At 72.0% G+C, this 19,243-nt stretch carries 17 protein-coding genes and 1 tRNA gene; 13 read left to right on the top strand and 5 right to left on the bottom strand.

Going from position 1 to position 19,243, the window contains the following annotated elements:
- Positions 1-3: 3 nt before the first annotated feature.
- On the bottom strand, positions 4-852 hold the full coding sequence (locus BJ986_RS06815) for an FhaA domain-containing protein (protein WP_179421297.1): 849 nt from the start codon (positions 850-852) through the stop codon (positions 4-6).
- Between the two features lie 177 nt (positions 853-1,029).
- Between BJ986_RS06815 and BJ986_RS06810 the strand changes: the two genes are divergently transcribed.
- From BJ986_RS06810 to BJ986_RS06780, 7 genes are all read left to right on the top strand, one after another.
- Positions 1,030-1,112 (top strand) — tRNA-Leu (locus BJ986_RS06810).
- Positions 1,113-1,351: 239 nt separating this feature from the next.
- Positions 1,352-2,029 (top strand): NADPH-dependent F420 reductase, encoded by a 678-nt coding sequence (locus BJ986_RS06805; protein ID WP_179421296.1) that lies wholly within the window; start codon positions 1,352-1,354, stop codon positions 2,027-2,029.
- 114 nt (positions 2,030-2,143) lie between these two features.
- Complete coding sequence (locus BJ986_RS06800; protein WP_179421295.1) at positions 2,144-2,818, top strand: sunset domain-containing protein; 675 nt, start codon at positions 2,144-2,146, stop codon at positions 2,816-2,818.
- An 89-nt stretch (positions 2,819-2,907) separates the two neighbouring features.
- Complete coding sequence (locus tag BJ986_RS06795) at positions 2,908-3,843, top strand: alpha/beta hydrolase (protein WP_179421294.1); 936 nt, start codon at positions 2,908-2,910, stop codon at positions 3,841-3,843.
- 186 nt (positions 3,844-4,029) lie between these two features.
- The gene (locus tag BJ986_RS06790; protein WP_179421293.1) at positions 4,030-5,334 is read left to right on the top strand and encodes an HNH endonuclease signature motif containing protein; all 1,305 of its coding nucleotides are present in this window, start codon (positions 4,030-4,032) and stop codon (positions 5,332-5,334) included.
- A 114-nt stretch (positions 5,335-5,448) separates the two neighbouring features.
- A complete protein-coding gene (locus tag BJ986_RS06785; RefSeq protein ID WP_179421292.1) occupies positions 5,449-7,554 on the top strand; it encodes an NAD(+) synthase in 2,106 nt (701 codons plus the stop codon).
- A gap of 53 nt (positions 7,555-7,607) precedes the next feature.
- Positions 7,608-7,964 (top strand): MmcQ/YjbR family DNA-binding protein, encoded by a 357-nt coding sequence (locus BJ986_RS06780; RefSeq protein ID WP_179421291.1) that lies wholly within the window; start codon positions 7,608-7,610, stop codon positions 7,962-7,964.
- Between the two features lie 35 nt (positions 7,965-7,999).
- On the opposite strand, the gene BJ986_RS06775 is transcribed toward BJ986_RS06780, so the two are convergent.
- The gene (locus BJ986_RS06775; RefSeq protein ID WP_179421290.1) at positions 8,000-8,503 is read right to left on the bottom strand and encodes a hypothetical protein; all 504 of its coding nucleotides are present in this window, start codon (positions 8,501-8,503) and stop codon (positions 8,000-8,002) included.
- Between the two features lie 307 nt (positions 8,504-8,810).
- Here BJ986_RS06775 and BJ986_RS06770 point away from each other — a divergent pair, with 307 nt between their 5' ends.
- From BJ986_RS06770 to BJ986_RS06760, 3 genes are all read left to right on the top strand, one after another.
- The gene (locus tag BJ986_RS06770) at positions 8,811-9,485 is read left to right on the top strand and encodes a hypothetical protein (protein WP_179421289.1); all 675 of its coding nucleotides are present in this window, start codon (positions 8,811-8,813) and stop codon (positions 9,483-9,485) included.
- 110 nt (positions 9,486-9,595) lie between these two features.
- Positions 9,596-11,056, top strand: a complete 1,461-nt coding sequence (locus BJ986_RS06765; RefSeq protein ID WP_179421288.1) for an FAD-binding oxidoreductase — start codon at positions 9,596-9,598, stop codon at positions 11,054-11,056.
- 208 nt (positions 11,057-11,264) lie between these two features.
- Positions 11,265-14,609 carry an ATP-binding protein gene (locus tag BJ986_RS06760; RefSeq protein WP_179421287.1) on the top strand — a complete coding sequence of 1,115 codons (3,345 nt, stop codon included), beginning with the start codon at positions 11,265-11,267 and terminating at the stop codon, positions 14,607-14,609.
- 39 nt (positions 14,610-14,648) lie between these two features.
- Here the strand turns inward: BJ986_RS06760 and BJ986_RS06755 are convergent, their stop codons facing one another.
- On the bottom strand, positions 14,649-15,392 hold the full coding sequence (locus BJ986_RS06755; protein ID WP_179421286.1) for a hemerythrin domain-containing protein: 744 nt from the start codon (positions 15,390-15,392) through the stop codon (positions 14,649-14,651).
- 108 nt (positions 15,393-15,500) lie between these two features.
- A complete protein-coding gene (gene soxR / locus BJ986_RS06750; protein WP_179421285.1) occupies positions 15,501-15,971 on the bottom strand; it encodes a redox-sensitive transcriptional activator SoxR in 471 nt (156 codons plus the stop codon).
- 92 nt (positions 15,972-16,063) lie between these two features.
- Between soxR and BJ986_RS06745 the strand changes: the two genes are divergently transcribed.
- Genes BJ986_RS06745 through BJ986_RS06735 form a run of 3 tightly spaced genes read left to right on the top strand, consistent with a single transcriptional unit; the run spans position 16,064 to position 18,418 of the window.
- Entirely contained in the window at positions 16,064-16,813 is a 750-nt protein-coding gene (locus BJ986_RS06745; protein WP_179421284.1) for an SDR family NAD(P)-dependent oxidoreductase, read from the top strand.
- Positions 16,810-17,925 carry an S-adenosylmethionine:tRNA ribosyltransferase-isomerase gene (locus tag BJ986_RS06740; RefSeq protein WP_179421283.1) on the top strand — a complete coding sequence of 372 codons (1,116 nt, stop codon included), beginning with the start codon at positions 16,810-16,812 and terminating at the stop codon, positions 17,923-17,925. The genes BJ986_RS06745 and BJ986_RS06740 overlap by 4 nt, the downstream gene beginning before the upstream one ends.
- Positions 17,912-18,418 (top strand): mycothiol transferase, encoded by a 507-nt coding sequence (locus BJ986_RS06735; protein ID WP_179421282.1) that lies wholly within the window; start codon positions 17,912-17,914, stop codon positions 18,416-18,418. Before BJ986_RS06740 ends, BJ986_RS06735 begins: the two co-directional genes overlap by 14 nt.
- A gap of 23 nt (positions 18,419-18,441) precedes the next feature.
- Here the strand turns inward: BJ986_RS06735 and BJ986_RS06730 are convergent, their stop codons facing one another.
- Positions 18,442-19,224: a fructosamine kinase family protein gene (locus BJ986_RS06730; RefSeq protein WP_179421281.1), complete on the bottom strand. Its 783-nt coding sequence runs from the start codon at positions 19,222-19,224 to the stop codon at positions 18,442-18,444.
- Between the last annotated feature and the right edge of the window lie 19 nt (positions 19,225-19,243).

Here is a 19,243-nt window from a genome sequence, read left to right as displayed (position 1 = left end):
CGTTCACCGCCGCCCGGCGCGGTAGATGACGGAGGTGCGCCCCACCGTGATCCGGTCCCCGTCGGACAGGCGCTGGCTGGTGATGCGTTCGCTGTTGACGAACGTGCCGTTCGTCGACCCCATGTCGCGGATGCTCGCGACGAGGTGCGGCCCGTCGTTCGTCACGCGGATCTCGCTGTGCTGCCTGGAGATTCCCGGGTCGTCGAGGATGATGTCGGCGCTGTCGTCCCGGCCGAGCACCGTCATGGCGCCCATCAGCGGGTAGCGCTCGCCGTCGACGTCGAGCCAGGGACGGTCCGCCGGGTTGACGCGGCGGGGCTGAGCGGGTGGCGCGACCGGGGCCTGCAGCTGCGTCGCCTCCAACCCGTCGTCGTCGGTATGCAGCGAGGTCGGGACCGGTGCGGCGGCGGGCGGTGCGGCGGGGCTGGGGGCCGGAGCCGCGGCATACGCCTCCTCGCCGCGCTTGGGAGCGGTGCCGGGTCGGCGGGCCGTCGACGTCCGTAGGCGGAAGACGCCGGTCTCGAGGTCGTTCGCGCTGGCGAAAGTCACCTGGAGCGGACCGCCGGGCTGGTAGCGCTGGGACTCGGCGTGCTCCTGGGCGGCGGCGATCAGCTCGTTCTCGAGCTCCTCGTCGTAGCCGGAGAGGCGCTCGTAGTCGGTGTCGGAGAGCTCGACCGTGTAGAGGTTGGGGACGATGGTGCGCCCCTGACCCACGATGGCAGCCCGGTCGTCCATCGCGCGGCGGATCGCGGAGGCGATCTCCACCGGCTGGACCTCGGACTTGAAGGCGCGGGCGAAGGCGCCGTTGACGGCACGCTCGAGGCGTTGCTCGACCCGGTCGAACAGACCCACTGTTCTCGCCTCCTCACCTGTTGCCCTGCGAACGAAGTCCGGTCCTGTCTGGTCACGATCGTAACGGGCGGTTCCGGGCAGTCTGGTCATGCGCGCCGCGTGAATGGGCGCAGACGCCCGCTCAATGGGCCGGTTTGGAGAACGTAGGGGGCGTGCGCCACAATTGGCCGGTCCCACGCGCGAGTGGCGGAACGGCAGACGCGCTGGCTTCAGGTGCCAGTGTCCGAAAGGGCGTGGGGGTTCAAATCCCCCCTCGCGCACGAAACGAAGATGGTCCCGACACGTTTTTTCGTCGGGACCATCTTCGTTTTGTCTACGGCAGGCGGATTTGGGAGGAGCCGGAACGAAGCGGAGGCGACGGCGTCCCCCCTCGCGCGGTCCCCCTCGCGCCGTCCCCCTCGCGCGGTCCCCCCTCGCGCGGTCCCCCTCGCGCGGTCCCCCCTCGCGCGTGTGTCCGCGGCCCCGTGGCCGCGAGGATTGACGTGCCTAGTATTTCTGCATGAACATCTCAGTTCTCGGCACCGGAATGGTCGGCCGGACGATCGCGGGCAGGCTCCACGAGCTGGGTCACACCGTGGCCATCGGCACCCGCGACCCCCAGGCAACCCTCGCCCGGGTCGACCCCGACCAGATGGGCAACCCTCCCTTCACGACCTGGCACGCCGCGCACCCGGGCGTCGAGCTGACCACGTTCGCCGATGCGGCTGCGCGCGCCAGTCTGCTCGTCAACGCGTCCTCGGGCGGCGCAACGCTCGACGTCCTCGACCTCGCCGGAGCGGACAACCTCCGGGGCAAGGTCCTGCTCGACGTCGCCAACCCGCTCGACTTCTCCGCGGGTTTCCCGCCCACCCTGTCCGTCAAGGACACGGACTCGCTGGCCGAGCAGGTGCAGCGGGCCTACCCGGAGGTCAAGGTCGTCAAGTCCCTCAACACCCTGACCGCCTCGTTGATGGTCGACCCGGGGTCCTTGGGCGAGTCCAGCACCGTGTTCGTGTCGGGGGACGACGCGGGCGCCAAGGCCGAGGTCGTTGAGCTGTTGAAGTCCTTCGGTCACGACGACGTCATCGACCTCGGTCCGCTGGAGACCGCGCGGGGCACCGAGATGCTCCTGCCCCTCTGGCTGCGCGTGATGGGTGCACTGGGCACCGGGCAGTTCAACTTCAAGGTCGTCCGCTGACCCCAACAAGCAGTCAAAGCCGCAGGTCAGGGGCCTGCCTCGGCCTGCGCGATGCGCTGATCCGTCCTAGCCTGAGGACAGCGGAGCTCTCCGCCGCCCATCAAGGAGGACGCCATGAGCACCACCCCTGACGACCGCTCTTCCGTCTCACCAGCCGGAGCCGACGAGGCCGATGCCGTCGAGGCCACGACGACCGCAGCGGCAGTGGAACCCGAGACAACCGAGCCGGGCAGCTCGTCCGACGCCGAACCCGAAGTCGACAGCGCCTCGGACGACTCCAACGACGGCTCGGACGAACCGTCGGACGAGGAGCGGCAGAAGTCGAACGAGGAGTTCGCGGCCGAGCACGACCCGGCCAAGCACGACGTCGCGGCAGGCGAGGAGTTCCGGCAGCCCGGCGACTGGACCGCCGACGATGCTGGCGGTCCCCAGGTGTTCGACGCGGACGGCAACCTCGTCTCCGAGGGGGGCGAGGAGACCGGCGGCGGTGACAGTGCCGATTCGGACGGCTCTGGTGACGCAGGCGACACCAGCACCGACGGAGGTGCCTCGACGAGTGGAGGGCGGCGCGTGTCCGAGCTCGACGAGGTCAAGGACGGCGGCTACAGCGTGGGGTCGGCGGCGACGATCCACGACGGCGCCATGCCGGTGGGTCACCCCGTGAAGGCGTGGGAGGACACCAAGACCTTCGTCACCGAGGACCACGCCCACTACGACGAGTCCGAGCCGCACGTCTGGTTCACCGACGCCGACGCGGCCGAGCGAGCGGGCTTCCAACGGGCCGACTGACCGGCATCGGCGCACGGGAGGTCGAGCCCGGACGGATCGAGGTTGCAGACCTGGCGACGCGGGAGAACGGGTCGCACTAGGGTCAGCCCATGCAGTCGAGCACGTTCACCCTGAGCACCCCCGACGGAACCGCGCTGCACGTGAACCGGTGGCTGCCCGACGGGCCCCCGAAGGCCGTGGTCCAGATCGCGCACGGCATGGCCGAGCACTCGGACCGCTACGCGCGGTTCGGCGAGCGGCTGACGGCGGCGGGGTATGCCGTGTACGCCAGCGACCACCGCGGCCACGGCTCCACCGCTCGCACGCCGCACGAGGCCGGCTACTTCGCCGACGACAACGGCTTCGACACCGTGGTGGACGACCTGCACCTGGTCACCGAGCGGGCGCAGTCCGAGCATCCCGGCCTGCCGCTCTTCCTGTTCGGGCACAGTATGGGCTCCTTCCTCAGCCGGTCCTTCGCGGCCCGGTTCGGCACCGAGCTCGACGGGCTGGTGCTCTCGGGCACGGCCGGGGACCCCGGCGCGCTCGGCAAGGTCGGCCTCGCGCTCGCGTCAGCGCAGGCCAGGTTGCGCGGCCGACGCCACACCAGCGGCCTGATGGACCAGCTCACGTTCGGGCAGTACGGCGCGGCCTTCAAGCCCAACCGCACCAAGTTCGACTGGCTGTCCCGCGACGAGGCCGAGGTCGACAAGTACGTCGCCGACCTGCGCTGCGGCAACGTGTTCACCAGTGGCTTCTTCGCCGATCTCCTCGGCGGCCTGGCCGCCATCAACACGGACTCGGTCGCCGCCCGCGTGCCCAAGGACCTGCCGATCTTCGTCTTCTCCGGCGACCAGGACCCGGTGGGTGAGAAGGGCAAGGGCCCGACGGCGGTCGCGGACCAGTACCGCCGACTCGGTGTCGGCGACGTCACGCTCAAGCTCTGGCCGCAGGGTCGGCACGAGATGCTGAACGAGACCAACCGCGACGAGGTCATGGACTCGGTCGTCGACTGGCTCGACGCGCACCTGCCCGCTCAGGGCTGACGCGGCGGCGCGACTCCTGGGGCGTTCGTCCACAGGACGCGTGGTGGCCACCTCCTTGTCCACAGGCTGGGGCCCGGGGGTTGCGACCATCGGGCGAGTGTGCCGTCGGAAAGCATTGCGGCACAACGGGTTTCGCCATGGTTCGGTTCTGTTCGGCTGTCGGTGGTGGGTTCTAGAGTGGTTGACATGTCGCAGAACCTCACCCTGGCGCAGCACCGCGAGCGGATCGCCGCCGCCCGCGAGTCGCTGGCCGGGTTCGACTCCGCCCTGTGGCAAGCCCCCAGTGGGGGCGCCCCGGACGGGTTGGCGGGGCTGATGTCCGAGGTGGACGCCTTGGGAGCGGCGTGTGAGGCGGCCAAGGTCTCGATCACCGCCGAGGCGATGGACCGTGGCGAGACCGGCGACGGTGCAGCGGCATTGACGGTCACGCAGTGGGTTCGCGCTCACGCGCCGTCGACCCGCGCCGGGGGTGCCGGGCAGGTCGTGGCGGTGGCGGTCGCGTTCGGCAAACCGGTCAATGCCCCGGTCGCGGACGCGGTGCGGGCGGGGGTGTTGCCGGTGCGGTCGGCGGCGGTGGTGGTGGCGGAGGCGGACCGGTTGCGTCCGGTGCTGGCCCAGGGTGCGCAGCCGCACGTGCTCGCGGGACTGATCGAGATGGCGGTCCAGCACGGGCCGCGGGGGTGCCGGATGGTGCGTCCGGCGTTGCTGGCCCGGTACGGCCGGGACGGCCGGCTGCAGCTCGAGCAGGACGCCGCGGCGCGGTTCGTGGCGTTGTCGCAGCCCGTCGAGGACGGCACCGGGGTAGCGGAGTACCGGCTGACCCTGGACCCCGAAGGCAAGGCGGTGCTGGAGGCGGCCCTGGGACCGCTGTCGGCACCCAGCCCTGTGCGCGGCGAATGCGACCTGCGCTCGAGCGACCGCCGCCGCGGCGACGCGTTGGTGCAGCTGGTCCGCCGGGCGGTCGCGGCCGGGGGTGCGGTGGGGACCAACCCGAAGGCTCAGCTGGTCGTGACGATGGACTGGGAGGCGTTGGCTGCCGGGGTGCGCGGCGCGGGCACCACGGTCGGGGGATCCGACACCGGGACAGTCCTGGCGCCCGAGACGGTGCGCCGGGTCGCGTGCGACGCCGCGGTCATCCCGACCGTGCTGGGCTCCGCCGGTGAGATCGTCGACCAGGGCAGGGCGGTCCGCCTGTTCACCCCGGCCCAGACTCGCCGGTTGTGGCTGCGCGATGGTGGCTGCACCTATCCCGGGTGCTCGATGCCGCCGCACTGGGCGGACGCTCACCACCTGGTCCACTGGGCCGACTTCGGCCCCTCGGACCTGTCCAACGCCGCCCTGCTGTGCGAACGGCACCACACCATCGTCCACCAACGACGCCTCGCCGCCCACGTCGTCGCCGGTCCCGGTGGTGATCGCGTCGAGTGGGACCTGACCCGTGGCTCCTACGACCAGCTCCTCGCCCGACGGGCCGCGCAGGAGCCAGCGTGACCCCGCCCCACACCCCGCTCACCCCGGCGGGATGCACGGCATGCCCGGTGCCAGCCGGACAGGGTGTGCCGAGCACCTCCATCCCGCAGCCCGTCGCTCTGACAGACTCGCACCATGGACCACGCGGCTTCATCGTCGGACTTCGCGTCCGCCTACCGCCACGGCTTCGCCCGGGTCGCCGCCTGCACGCTGCCCGTCAGCGCGGGCGACCCCGCCCGCAACGCCGGGGCCGTCATCGAGCAGGTCCGACTGCACCATGCCGACGGGGTCGCGGTGGCCCTCTTCCCCGAGCTGAGCCTGTCCGGCTACGCCATCGACGACCTCCTGCTGCAGGACGTGCTCCTCGACGAGGTCGACCGAGCCGTGGTCACGGTCGCCGCCGCGACCAGGACCCTGCTGCCCGTCGTCGTGGTGGGCGCGCCGCTGCGACACGGCAACCGCCTGTTCAACTGCGCTGTCGTCATCCACCGGGGCGAGGTCCTGGGGGTGGTCCCGAAGTCCACGTTGCCCAACTACCGCGAGTTCTACGAGAAGCGGCACTTCGCCTCCGGCGACGACACCCGCAGCGACTGGTTCCACGCGCCGCACTGGCCCGGTGCCGACGAGGAGGGCGACCTCCCCTTCGGCCCCGACCTCATCTTCGAGGCAGACGACGTGCCAGGCCTGGCCCTGCACGTCGAGATCTGCGAGGACATGTGGGTCCCGGTCCCCCCGAGTGCCAAGGCCGCGCTGGCCGGCGCGACGGTCCTGGCCAACCTCTCGGCTTCCCCCATCACGGTCGGCCGTGCGCAGGACCGCCACCTGCTCGCCCGCTCGGCGAGCACGCGCTGCAACGCGGCCTACCTGTATGCAGCGGCGTCCGCGGGCGAGTCCACCACCGACCTGTCGTGGGACGGCATGACGATGGTCTACGAGCTGGGCGACCTGCTCGGTGAGAGCGAGCGCTTCCCGCACGGACCGCAGGCGACCGTCGTCGACGTCGACCTCGACCGGCTCCGCCAGGAACGCATCCGCCAGGGCTCCTTCGACGACAACCGGCGCGCGGAGCGGGTGGACGCCAACGACGGCGCAGACTTCCGCACCCTCGGCTTCGCGCTGAAGCCGCCGTCGGGAGACATCGGGCTGCGCCGCAAGGTCGACCGGTTCCCGTTCGTGCCCGACGACGAGGCCCGCCTGGCGCTCGACTGCTACGAGGCCTACAACATCCAGGTCTCCGGGCTCGAGCAGCGACTGCGAGCCATGGCCACCGACTCATGGCAGCCGAAGATCGTCATCGGCGTCAGCGGCGGGCTGGACTCGACGCACGCGCTCATCGTCGCGGCCAAGGCGATGGACCGGCTGGGCAGGCCCCGCACTGACATCGTCGGCCTCACGATGCCGGGATTCGCGACGAGCGAGGACACCAAGAAGAACGCTGTGCACCTGATGGACTCCCTCGGGATCACTTGGGAGGAGCTGGACATCAGGCCGGCGGCGACCCAGATGCTCCGGGACCTGGGCCACCCGTTCGGGCGTGGCCAGGAGGTCTACGACGTGACCTTCGAGAACGTCCAGGCCGGCCTGCGCACGGACTACCTCTTCCGGGCCGCGAACCAGCGTGGCGGCATCGTCCTCGGTACAGGGGACCTGTCGGAGCTCGCGCTCGGGTGGTGCACCTACGGGGTCGGCGACCAGATGTCGCACTACGGCGTCAACAGCGGGGTCCCCAAGACGTTGATGCAGCACCTGATCCGCTGGGTGGTCAGCAGTGGCCAGTTCGAGGGCCCGGTCAACGGCACCCTCACCGAGATCCTCGACCAGGAGATCAGCCCCGAGCTCGTCCCGACCAGGCCGGGCGAGAAGCTCCAGTCCACGGAGGACTCCGTCGGGCCCTACGCGTTGCAGGACTTCACCCTCTACCACGTGCTGCGCCGGGGATACCGCCCCAGCAAGATCGCCTTCCTGGCGATGCACGCCTGGGCCGACGCGGAGTCGGGCGAGTGGCCGGCGGGGTACCCGCAGAGCCGCCGCACGGCATACGACCTCGCGACGATCCGGCACTGGCTGGAAGTCTTCGTGCAGCGGTTCTTCAGCAACCAGTTCAAGCGCTCGGCGCTGCCCAACGGTCCGAAGGTCGTGGCGGGAGGCTCGTTGTCACCGCGCGGAGACTGGCGTATGCCGTCCGACGTCACCGGTCGGGCGTGGCTCGAGGAGCTGCGCGCGAACGTCCCCGAGGGCTGAGGCCCGCCGAGCGCTCCGCCCGCGCTGTCACCGCTGAGTGCGACAGTGGTGGGGTGCCCATCACGGTCGACGACGTCCGCCGTCTCGCGGCGCCGCTGCCACGCGCCTACGAGGTGCTGGTGCGCGACCGGGTGAAGTTCCGCGTGGGGAGCATCGTGTGGCTGGCCTTCTCCCGCGACGAGACCGAGATGGGCTTCGCCTTCCCCCGTGAGGAGCGGTTGGCGCTCGTCGAGTCGGCGCCCGACGTGTTCTTCCTGCCGGGACAGGTGGACCTGCGCTACCAGTGGGTGGAGGCGTGGACCGCGGCCCTCGACCTCGACCGGCTTCCCGAGATCGTGCTGGACTCCTGGGCGATGGTGGTGCCCCGGTCGGTCTCGGCTCCCTACTTCGCGAGCCTCGGCAGGGACTGACTCAGACCGACCGACGGCTCAGCACTACAGACGGCTCAGAGCTGACCGCTGACGACCCAGTCGCACACGGAGTGCAGGGCTTCCCACGGCGCGGTGCCGAGTGAGGTCGAGAACGGCTCGCGCCGGCTCTGCGGGTCGTAGAACGTCGCGTTCCACTCCTGCCCCGGACCGCTGAGGGACATCGACGCCCGGCGGGCCAGCGTGCACGAGGTGACCTCGATGGTCATGGCACCGTACGGGTGCACCTCCCGTCGCAGGCTGAACGCGTGGCCGCCGACGATGTCGGTGCAGCGGGCGGCCTGGGCTGCCCGGGACCTGGCCCGGTCATAGGCCGCCTGCGTTGCGTTGTTCAAGGACAGGGCCAACGCCGATCGGCCTGGTGACACGCCCGCCACGCTGCAGGCGCGCGCGGCGTCGCTCATCGCGGCTTCCCGGTCCATCCAGGCCCGCGTCACGTCGGCGGCGAGCAGGTCCCGTGCCGTCGGTGAGGCGTTGGCGACGTACCACGCATTGTCGAAGAGGCGCTCGATGACCGTCATGCGGAACTCCCTGTCGCAGGGGCCTGATCCAGGCGAGAGCTGGCGCCGGGCCGAGGATTCTGTGAGGCTCGTCCCGGCAGTCACCATGGTCCGACCGCAGGGACCACGTCACATCCGGCAGCAGACGGCCCGCCTTCTCCACCACCCGGATGAGGCCACCTTTGCGGGTGCCGTGGTTTGGCTCCGACGACGACGGCGCGCGCCCGACGGCCTTCGACCCGACCCAGGGGTGGCGCCCGGCGCGTCCCCGGCGCATAGTGGAAAGGGCGGCGTGGCGGGTGACCACGACCGCACGCTGGGAGATGCGATGAGCCGCGAGACGACCCTGCCAGAGCTGGTCCCCGTCCTGTCTGCCGGACGCCACCGCAACCCGCGGAAGGGCGCTTGCTTCATGGAGATGGCCTCGTTCCTCGCGGGCGAGCGCTGGAGCGACCATCCGGCCTGCACCCACCCGTTGCTGGCCGCCCTCGCGCGGATGGTCAACGACTCGCTCGGCGACGAGGACCGCCCCAGGTTGGTGACCCTCATCCCGGACGTCGTCGGCCTCATCGGGACGGACCTCGACCTCGACCTGGTGATCGCGACCCGAGCGGCGGCCGCGGCGCTCCCGGTAGCACCGTCGAGCCGCCAGAACGTCCTCGCCGTCGGGCTGTTGACCGCGCAACGCCTCGCGGCGACCAGGCCCGCGGTCCGCGGCGACGTGGACGCCTGGTGCGAGGCTGCCTTCGCCTCGGCGCCGGACGCCCACGCGTGGGCAGTGCGCTACGCGCGCGTCGCCCTGGTGAGTGAGCGCACCTACCGACGCCAGACTGCCCCGCACACGGTCGCGTATGCCGTCGAGGGCCTCGCCACCGCGTGCGTCGACGACGTCGCCGACCGCCTGGTCAGGTTGCTCACCGACACCGTGGCCGACATCGGCACGAGGGTCGAGCGCACTCCCGCGCCGGCACCGGTGGAGCGCCCAGGGGTACTCGCTCGCTGAGCCTCGCCTGACCGCGCCGACGACCCCAAGTCGGCTCCAAGTGCTGCCCAAGTGGGCGAGTGCACCGTGTTCCGCACACCTACTGACATGCGGAACAAGGAGTCACACCCATGACCATCGACCTGATCACCTCAGGCCCCACCACCTCGAGCCCCACCACCTCGAGCCCCACCATCTCAGGCACTGCCGCCGAGTCCTTGCGGGGTCTCTGCGACGGCGGGATCCACCTGCCCGGCGACCCCGGGTACGACGCGGCACGCCTGCCGTGGAGCGCTGCCCTGGACCAGCGGCCGGCCGCCGTCGCGCAGCCGACCTCGGTCTCCCAGGTCCAGCAGGTGGTCCGTGCGGCCGCGGCAGCCGGGCTGAGAGTCGCGCCCCAGAGCACGGGGCACAACGCCGGCCCGCTCGTCGCCCAGGGGCTGGACGACGTCGTCGTCCTGCGCACGTCGGCCATGACCGGGGTGAGCATCGACCCGCAGCGCCGGATCGCCCGCGTCGAGGGCGGCGCGCTCTGGATGCACGCCACCGAGCCGGCAGGCGACCACGGCCTGGCAGCTCTGCACGGCAGCTCGCCCGACGTCGGTATCGCCGGCTACTCCCTCGGCGGGGGCATCGGCTGGTACGCCCGCCGACTCGGCCTCGCGACCAACAGCCTCACCGCCGTCGAGCTGGTCACGGCCGACGGGGAGCACGTCCGCGCCGATGCGCACCGCAACGCGGAGCTCTTCTGGGCCCTGCGGGGTGGGGGTGGCAGCTTCGGTGTCGTCACCGCCCTGGAGTTCCGCCTCTACGCCATCGAGACGGCCTTCGCGGGCATGCTCATCTGGGACCGCGAGCTCGCCGAACCCGTGCTGCGCCGCTGGGCGCAGTGGGCTCCGGGCGCGCCCGACGACGTCACGACGTCGTTCCGGATCCTCAACCTGCCGCCGGTGCCGGACATCCCGGAGATGCTGCGGGGACGTTCGGTCGTCGTGATCGACGGGGCGGTCCTCGGCTCGGACGAGGCAGGCGCGGCGGCCATCGCGGACCTGCGGGCCCTGTCGCCGGAGATCGACACGTTCGGTCGGGTGCCCGCGCGGTCGCTGGTGCGACTGCACATGGACCCCGAAGGGCCGACCCCCGTGGTGTCCGACTCGGCGATGCTGGGGTCCTTCCCGGACGAGGCCGTCGACGCCTTCCTGTCCGAGGTGGGACAGGGCTCGACGTCATCGCTGCTCATGGCCGAGCTGCGCCAGCTCGGTGGTGCGCTGGGGCGGGAGCACGAGGGGGGCGGCGCGCTGTCCAAGTTCGACGCTCAGTTCGTCGCCTTCGCCGGTGCGATGGCGATGACGCCGGAGATGGCCGCCCGAGGTCAGCAGGACGCCCACCGGCTCACCGCGGTGCTGTCGCCCTGGTCGAACGGGCGCAGCTACCTCAACTTCGCCGAGACCGCCGTGGATCCCCGGACCGGCTACGACGAGCGGACCTGGTTGCAGCTGAAGGGAATTCGCTCCGCCGTCGACCCGCACGGCCTGTTCGTGGGCAACCACCGCATCCCGCGGCTGGTCGAGAACGGGCGGGTCACCGACTGAGCCACCCTGGCCGTGGTTCCGGCCGTGGTTCCGGCCGTGGTTCCGGACGTGGTTCCCGACGTGGTTCCCGACGGGACGAGCGACGGGACGGGCGACGGGACCGGTATGCCGCGTGGTGACCACGCGGCATACCGGTCTGTCGGCGCAGTCCGGGGCTGCGTCGAAAAGCCGAGTGGCACAGCGGGTCGCCGCGCGTAACCTACGGCGAATGAGAGTGGGTGTCCTCGGCGCAGTGCAGGCCTACCTGGGTGACGACCCGGTCGACCTCGGCACGCGCAAGCAGCGTGCCCTGGTCGCGGCACTCGCGATGAACCACGGTCGGCCGGTGTCCGTGGACGCCCTCGTCGACATGCTGTGGGCGGACGGCGCTCCGCCCGGGGTGAATGGCACGCTGCAGGCGTACGTCGCCGGTCTGCGCCGGGCCCTCGAACCGGGCAGGGCGGCCCGGGCGCCCTCGACGGTCCTGGTCACGGTCGCCCCGGGATACGCGCTGCGGGTGGCTGAGGAGGACCTCGATGCTGCTGCGTTCGACCGGGCGGTCAGCCGGGCGCATCGTCGTATCGGCCAGCTCGCGCGGCTGCACGATGCCAGCGGGCTCACCACCGAGGAGCTGAGCTCGATCGTGGCCGAGCTGGACACTGCGCTCGCGCTGTGGCGGGGCACGCCCTACCTGGAGCTCGAGGACGCGCCGTTCGCGGTGGCTGAACGTGCCCGGCTCGAGGAGCTGCGGGTGGTCGCCCTGGAGGACCGGGCGGTGGCCGCCCTGGAGCTGGGGCAGCACGCCACCGTCGCCGGTGAGCTCGAGGCGCTGACCACGGCATACCCGCTGCGCGAACGTCTGTGGGGGCTGCGCGCGCTGGCCCTCACCCGCTCGGGTCGCCAGGCCGAGGCGCTCGACGCACTGCGGGAGGTCCGCGACGTGCTCGCCGAGGAGCTGGGCCTCGAACCGGGCCAGGAGCTGCGCGACCTCCAGACGGCCGTGTTGAACCAGGACCCCCGCCTCGAGTGGCGGCCGGCGACAGGCTCCCCTGCGGCCGAGCCTTTCCCTGCGCCGACCACGGCGCGCATCCAGTCCTTCGCCCCGACCTTGCCGGTGTGGCCTCTCGTCGGACGCTCCACCGAGCTGGCCGAGCTCGTCCGCGCGCTGGACCAGGCCGACTCGGGCACCGTCGCCCTCGCCGCGCTCGTCGGTGAGCCGGGCATCGGCAAGAGCCGCCTGGCCGGCGAGCTGGCCCGTGTCGCCGGCGAGCGCGGCGCGACGGTGCTGCTCGGACGGTGTTCACAGGACGATGGCGCACCTCCGCTGTGGCCGTGGCAGCAGGTGCTGCGCGGCCTCGGGCGGGAGCTGCCCGAGTCGACCGATCGGGACGAGGACGGTGGCGGCCGGTTCCGCACCTGGGAGGCCATCGCGGGAACCGTGGCCGAGGCGGCCACCGGGCGGACGATCGTGGTGCTGCTGGACGACCTGCACTGGGCCGACGTCGCCTCTCTGCGCGTGCTGCGACTGCTCGCCGAGACCCAGCAGCAGGGCAGGCTGCTCATCCTCGGCACCTGGCGCAGCCACCCCGAACCCACGGACGCGCTGCTCGACGCGGTGGAGACCTTCGCCCGTCGGCACGCCGTGCGGATCGACCTGCACGGGCTCACCGCCGACGAGGCCGCCCAGGTCGTGGAGGCCGTCAGCGAGTCGACGCCCTCCACCGCCGAGGCCGCATCGCTGCGCCAGCGGACCGACGGCAACCCGTTCTTCCTCGTGGAGTACGCCCGGCTGGCACGCGAGGGTGGCGACCTCTCCGGCCTGCTCGCCGAGGCGCACCCGCCTGCCGCGGTGCACGACGTGCTCGCCCGACGGCTGACCAGGCTCCCCGAGGAGAGCCTGTCGGCGCTGCGCTGGGCTGCGTTGGTGGGGCGGCAGTTCGACCTCGCGACCCTCGCCGCAGTCTCGCGCGCCGAGGAGGAGGACCTGCTCGACCACCTCGACCCGGCGCTCACGGCGGGACTGGTCCGCGAGGACGGTATCGACCGGTACCTGTTCGGTCACGCGCTGGTGCGGGACACGATCTATGCCGGCATCCCTGTCGCCCGTCGGGCTCGAGCCCACGCTCGCGTGGCGGCATCGCTTGCGCGCCAACCCGGACGGGAGACCGAGGTGGCGCGGCACTGGCTCGCCGCGGGTCCGTCCCACGCCTCGCGCGCCTGGCTGGCGGCTGTCAGCGCCGCGGCCCTGGCAAGGCGGCTGCACGCCTACGAGGAGTCCGCCGACCTGCTCCGGTCGGCGCTCGACACCCTGCCGCTGGACCCGGACTCGACTGCGCGTGAGCGGTACGACGTGCTGATGGACCTCGCCGACGCCCAACGCTGGTCGGGTGACTGGGAAGGGCTGGTGGCCACCGCCGAGGAGGCGGTGTCGGTCGCGGACGAGCTGGCTGACGTCGAGCTGCTCGGTCGCGCCGCCACCGTGACGTCCGTGGGGGCCCTATGGCAGTCCGGACCCCACGGCACCGTCAACGCCACGGTCGTGGAGGCGTTGCGACGCGCGCTCGCCGGGTTGCCCGCCGTCGACGGAGGCCTGCGCTGCCGCGTGATGTTGGGCCTGGCCCTCGAGATCTACTACGGCTCCACCTTCGAGGAGCGCATGGCGCTGGTCGAGGAGGGTCTGGCCATGGCGAGGCGGATCGGCGAAGACTCCCTGCTGCTCGATGCCTGCCAGCTCGCATTCGTCGCCGTCTGGCGGACCTCGACGGCACGCTTGCGCCGGGACCTGGTCACCGAGGGCATGGAGCTCGCCCACCGGCTCGGCAACGAGCGCGCGTATGTCGTGACGACCACGCTGCGCGCCGTGGTGGCCGCCGAGCTCGGGATGGTCGACGAGATGTGGGAGCACGCCGCGGTGGCGCGCGACTGGGCCCAGCGGTTGCGCCTGCCCTACGGCCTCATCGTGCTGGACAGCATGGAGCTGCCCTGGCTGGCGATGGCAGGGCGGTTCGAGGAGTGCGTCGAGCGGATGGACGAGATCGTCAGGCTGGACCAGGAGATGACGCTGTCGCAGACCGAGGACGCCACCGCCGGCGCCCGCTTGTCGCTGCGGCTGTGGCAGGGCCGCTCGCGCGAGGTGGCGCCCCTCCTCGAGCAGTTCTCGGCGCACAGCGTGCTGCCGTTGGCCTCGACGATGCTGGTCTTCTGGCTGCGGGCCGGGGAGCTGGATCGCGCCCGTGAGTATGCCGCGACCCATGCCGTCCGCCTCGACGACGACGACTGGTTCTCCATGCTCAACTGGTGTGCCGCCGCCGAGGCCTCGCTCGGCCTGGACGACCACGCGATGGCCTCCGCGGCCTACGACCGCCTCGCGCCGTTCACCGGGTACTCCTGTTGTGCCGGCTCGGGCAACGCCATGGGGCCGGTGGATGCCTACCTGGCGCACGCGGCTGCGGCAGTCGGGGAGACCGAGCTTGCCGGCAGGCACGCCGATCGCGCGCTGGAGCTGTGCGAGGAATGGCAGATCCCGCTGGCCGCGCAGTGGCTGCGCAACCAGCGGGACCGCTACGCCTTCTAGTCGCGACGCCTTCTAGTCGTTGCGCTCGCGCGGTGCCGGTCAGGCGGCGTCGAGGTAGCGGAAGGCTCGCCTCTCCCGGCGCTCGAAGCCGCGACGAGTGAGCAGCCACAGGACCTGGTTCGCACGCCCCGTCGTGGCGAACACCTGACGGCGCAGCGGACCGGGAACGCCGTGGGCGCACCAGGGCACGAGTGCGAGGAGCTGCGCAAGGGCCAGGCCGGCCTTGAAGTGCCGCTCCTCGATCTGCTCCCAGTCCTGCTGGGTGAGCACTCGCTGGATGATCTCGATCGCCGCGGTCTCCTCGTGCTCCAGGTGTCGACCGAGGCTCTCCCGGGCGGCGCAGAGCCGCACCGCCAATGCAGCCTTGGCGTCCTCGTCGGCGTGCTCGGCGAGGCGCTCGAAGCCGGCGGCGCACGCCGTCAGGATCGGGTCGATCTGAGCGTGCTCGGCCTCCATGGCCTCCAGCACCTGGCGGTCGGCCTCGTCGGCGCGTTCGAGGAGGGTCGGCCAGAGGCCTGCATCCTCCCCGGCGTGGTGGTGGTGCAGCACCTCTGCGAACAGCCCCCACCGGCCGGCCAGCGCACGCCACGTGGCCCGATCCTGTGCTGGGGTGGCGGCGGCGGCGGAGGCGAATGCCGCGAGGTCCCGGCGGAAGCCGTGGTGCATCACGTACATCATCAGCATGTCGACCGGGCCCGGGTGGGCGGCCGCCTGCCCGGGGAAGCTGAGCTGTTCCGGCCAGGTGGGCGGGGTGGCGTCGGTGGCGTGGAGCGTGTGGGCCATGGGAGTCGTCCTTCGTGAGCGAGGTGTGAGCTGGTCGGACCAGCGTCGGCTCACCTGCTTGGGTGCCACTTGGGACTGACTTGGGTTGCCGCTGAGTCCCGTCTGGGTTCAGCGGGGTTGTTGTCTGCGCAGCAAGGGCGGCAGGTAGGCGGCGCCGGGGGCCTCGGGGGTGGACGCGGCGAGGTCGGCGGGGTTGGAGATGCCGCACTGCCGCAGCGAGAGGCAGCCACACCCGATGCACGAGTCGAGCTTGTCGCGCAGCGCCTCCAGCGCCGCGACCTGCTCGTCGAGCCGGATCCGCCAGTGGCCCGAGATCCGGTGCCAGTCGGCCTTGGTCGGCGTGCGGTTGGCGGGCAGGTCGGACAGCTCCTGGCGGATCTCGTCGAGGGTCAGCCCGACGTTCCCCGCGGCCCTGATGAAGGCGAGCCGCCGCAGCACGCTGCGCGTGTAACGACGTTGACCGCCGGCCGTGCGCGACGCCTCGATCAGCCCCTCCTGCTCGTAGTAGCGCAGCGCCGAGGCAGCGAACCCACTGCGCTCGGCGACCTCGGACACGGTGAGCACATCGGTCGTGTCCACGGGTTCACTCCTCGTGATGGTGCCGCTTGACTTCAAGTTGACTTTAACTTTGATGATGGCTCCATCAGTCGGACAACGCAACTGGAGGCACCATGCACACCGCCCTCGTCACGGGTGGCTCGGCCGGCCTCGGCCTGGCACTCACCCAGGACCTCGCAGCCGACGGGTGGCACGTCGTCGTCGACGCCCGCGACGCCACCCGGCTGGAGCGCGCCGTCGGCGCGCTCCCGGGCAGCGTCAGCCCGGTCCCCGGGGACGTGACCGACCCCGCTCACCGCCAGGCGCTCGCTGACGCGGTGGCGAGGGCCGGGCGACTGGACCTGTTGGTGCACAACGCCAGCACGCTGGGACCCACCCCGCTGCCGCCCTTGGCGGCCGTCGGTCCCGACGCCCTCGGCGACGTCTGGCTCACCAACGTCGCCGCCCCGCTCGCCCTCACCCAGCTGGTGCTACCGACGCTGCGCGCCTGCGGTGGTGCGCTCGTGTCGATCTCGTCGGACGCCGCCGTGGAGCACTACGAAGGATGGGGCGCGTATGCCGCGTCGAAGGCCGCCCTCGACCACCTCACCCTGACGCTGGGCGTCGAGAACCCGGAGCTCGCGGCCTACGCGGTCGACCCCGGGGACATGCGCACGGCCATGCACCAGGCGGCCTTTCCCGGGGAGGACATCAGTGACCGACCGCTCCCCGAGTCGGTCGTCCCGGCGATCCGAGCCCTGCTCCGCCGGCGGCCGGTGAACGGCCGCTACCGAGCGGTGGACTTCGCCCCGCCGACCGGGACCTCCGCCGATCCTGCCGGGACCGGCGTCACGGGCGCCGACCACCAGGGGGTCCCGGCGTGACCCGCCTCTCGGTGCTGCCGCTGACGCGTTTCGACAGCCCTGACGACACCACGGCGCCCGCTCCCCCGGAAGAGCGAGGCGTGGCCCGGGACGCCGTGCGGATGCTCGTGGTGACGGGCCAGGGAGTCGCACACGCGCACTTCCGGGACCTGCCGGCATACCTCGCCCCGGGCGACCTGGTGGTCGTCAACAACTCGGCGACCCTCGCGGCCGAGTTCGACGCGCGGGCCGGGGCGAGGGGTCCGGTGGTGGTGCACGCGGCCGGACGCCTCGACGACGGCACCTGGGTGGTCGAGCTGCGTACGCCGCCGGACGCGTCGCGGGCGGTCCTGGACGCCGCGGTGGGCGAGGTGCTCGACCTCCCGGCCGGCGGCCGGCTCACCCTGTTGGCGCCCTACCCCCGGGATGGCTCCTCCCCCACCGGCAGCGGCAACCGGCTCTGGCGCGCGGCCGTGAGCGGACCGCGCCAGCTCGAACAGCACCTCGTGCGCTACGGACGGCCGATCGCGTACGGCTACCTGGACAGGAGCTACCCGCTGTCGGCCTACCAGACGGTCTTCGCCAGTCGACCGGGCAGCGCCGAGATGCCCAGCGCCGCAAGGCCGTTCAGCCCCGAGCTGGTGACCAGGCTGGTCGCCACCGGCATAGGCGTCGCAGCCGTCACCCTGCACACCGGGGTCTCGTCCCAGGAGGCGGGCGAGGCTCCGCAACCCGAGTGGTTCGAGGTGTCGGCGACCGTGGCCCGGCTGGTGAACGCGACCCGCGCAGGCGGGGGGCGCGTCGTGGCTGTCGGCACGACGGTGACCCGCGCCCTCGAGTCAGCCGTCGACGAGGGCAGCGGCGAGCTCACCGCGAGGTCCGGGTGGACGACCCGCGTGGTCTCCCGCGAGGACCCGCCGCGCACCGTGGACGGCCTGGTCACCGGGTGGCACAACCCGGAGGCCTCGCACCTGCTCCTCGTCGAGGCCGTCGCCGGGCGAGAGCTGACCCAGCGCGCCTACGACGAGGCGGCCCGGGGTGGCTACCTCTGGCACGAGTTCGGGGACTCGGCCCTGCTGCTCCCGGACCGTCCGGGCGCGGCGGGCCTAGGATCCGGACATGACCCTCGGTGACCTGCTCGTCGACGCCTTCACCCGGATCCGGCAGGGTGCCGAGGCCGCTGTCAGTGGCTTGTCGGCAGAGCAGCTCGCCCAGCGGCCGACCCCGAGCGCAAACTCGATCGGGTGGCTGGTCTGGCACCTGACCCGTATCCAGGACGACCACATCGCGGCAGTCGCCGACCGGGAGCAGGTGTGGACGAGTGCGGGCTGGTACGAGCGGTTCGGGCTGCCCTTCGACGCGGCTGACACGGGCTACGGCCACACTCCCGACGAGGTGGCCGGGGTGCGCGGCCTCAGTGCGGAACACCTGGTCGGGTACCTCGATGCGGTGCACGCCGCAACGGTCGACTACGTCAGGCCGCTCACTCCCGATGACCTCGGGCGCATCGTCGACGAGCGCTGGGACCCGCCGGTCACGCTCGGGGTGCGGCTGGTCAGCGTGGTCAACGACGACCAGCAACACGTGGGCCAGGCCGCCTTCCTGCGCGGTCTGCTGAGCTCGTGAGCGCGTGAGCTCCTGACCGACCCTTACCGGTAGCGGCGAGCCAGCTCCACTGCTCGACGGGGGTAGTCGGCACCGAAGAGGATCCCGTGCACCATCAGGGGGTGCAGCTGGTGCAGGGCCACCCGCTGCCGCCACTGCCCGTCGAGGCGGTGCTGGTCCAGGTAGCCGCCGATCACGAAGTCCCAGTGCGGACACCCGAACAACGACAGCATCGCCAGGTCGGTCTCGCGGTGCCCGCCGTGCGCGGCCGGGTCGATCAGGACCCCTCCCTGGGGGGTCCAGGCGATGTTGCCCGACCACAGGTCACCGTGGATGCGGGCCGGCGGCGCCCCGTCGTCGAACTCGCCGTGGGCCAGCCGGCGCAGCACCTGCTCGAACAGGCCTGTCTCGGATCGGTGGTAGATACCCCTATCGACCCCCATCGACAGCAGGGGCAGCAGCCGCTGCTCGGCATAGAACTCGCCCCACGTCTCGCTGGCACGCAACGACAGGGGCAGCACCTGGGCTGCCGGGCCGAGGAACCCGTCACCCTCCCAGCCGTCCGGCGGGCTTCCGTATGCCGTGGCGCCGGCATCGTGGGTCCGCGCGAGCGCCGCACCGAAGGCCTCCGCCATCGCCGGATCGGGGTTTGCGAAGGTGAGCTGGCGCAGGTCGAGATGATCTGCGCCGACGTCGAGTACGGGGACGACGTCCACCCCTCCCGCGGCGTCGGCGAGCCACGCCAACCCGGCGGCCTCCCAGCGGAAGTAGCCGTCAGGGGCCGACGCGCTGCCCTTGCGGAACACCGCCGGGGGCTGCTCGCTCACCGGGTGCCACCGGCCAGGT

The organism is Pedococcus badiiscoriae (assembly GCF_013408925.1).
Taxonomy (GTDB): domain Bacteria; phylum Actinomycetota; class Actinomycetes; order Actinomycetales; family Dermatophilaceae; genus Pedococcus; species Pedococcus badiiscoriae.
The sequence above is the reverse complement of the archived record's forward strand: the minus strand, read 5'-3'. Positions and strand labels throughout refer to the sequence as shown.

Coding starts and splice junctions, on each gene's coding strand:
- BJ986_RS06805 (WP_179421296.1), top strand. CDS start 1,352: ATGAACATCTCAGTTCTCGGCACCGGAATGGTCGGCCGGACGATCGCG.
- BJ986_RS06800 (WP_179421295.1), top strand. CDS start 2,144: ATGAGCACCACCCCTGACGACCGCTCTTCCGTCTCACCAGCCGGAGCC.
- BJ986_RS06795 (WP_179421294.1), top strand. CDS start 2,908: ATGCAGTCGAGCACGTTCACCCTGAGCACCCCCGACGGAACCGCGCTG.
- BJ986_RS06790 (WP_179421293.1), top strand. CDS start 4,030: ATGTCGCAGAACCTCACCCTGGCGCAGCACCGCGAGCGGATCGCCGCC.
- BJ986_RS06785 (WP_179421292.1), top strand. CDS start 5,449: ATGGACCACGCGGCTTCATCGTCGGACTTCGCGTCCGCCTACCGCCAC.
- BJ986_RS06775 (WP_179421290.1), bottom strand. CDS start 8,503: ATGACGGTCATCGAGCGCCTCTTCGACAATGCGTGGTACGTCGCCAAC.
- BJ986_RS06770 (WP_179421289.1), top strand. CDS start 8,811: ATGAGCCGCGAGACGACCCTGCCAGAGCTGGTCCCCGTCCTGTCTGCC.
- BJ986_RS06765 (WP_179421288.1), top strand. CDS start 9,596: ATGACCATCGACCTGATCACCTCAGGCCCCACCACCTCGAGCCCCACC.
- BJ986_RS06760 (WP_179421287.1), top strand. CDS start 11,265: ATGAGAGTGGGTGTCCTCGGCGCAGTGCAGGCCTACCTGGGTGACGAC.
- BJ986_RS06755 (WP_179421286.1), bottom strand. CDS start 15,392: ATGGCCCACACGCTCCACGCCACCGACGCCACCCCGCCCACCTGGCCG.
- BJ986_RS06745 (WP_179421284.1), top strand. CDS start 16,064: ATGCACACCGCCCTCGTCACGGGTGGCTCGGCCGGCCTCGGCCTGGCA.
- BJ986_RS06735 (WP_179421282.1), top strand. CDS start 17,912: ATGACCCTCGGTGACCTGCTCGTCGACGCCTTCACCCGGATCCGGCAG.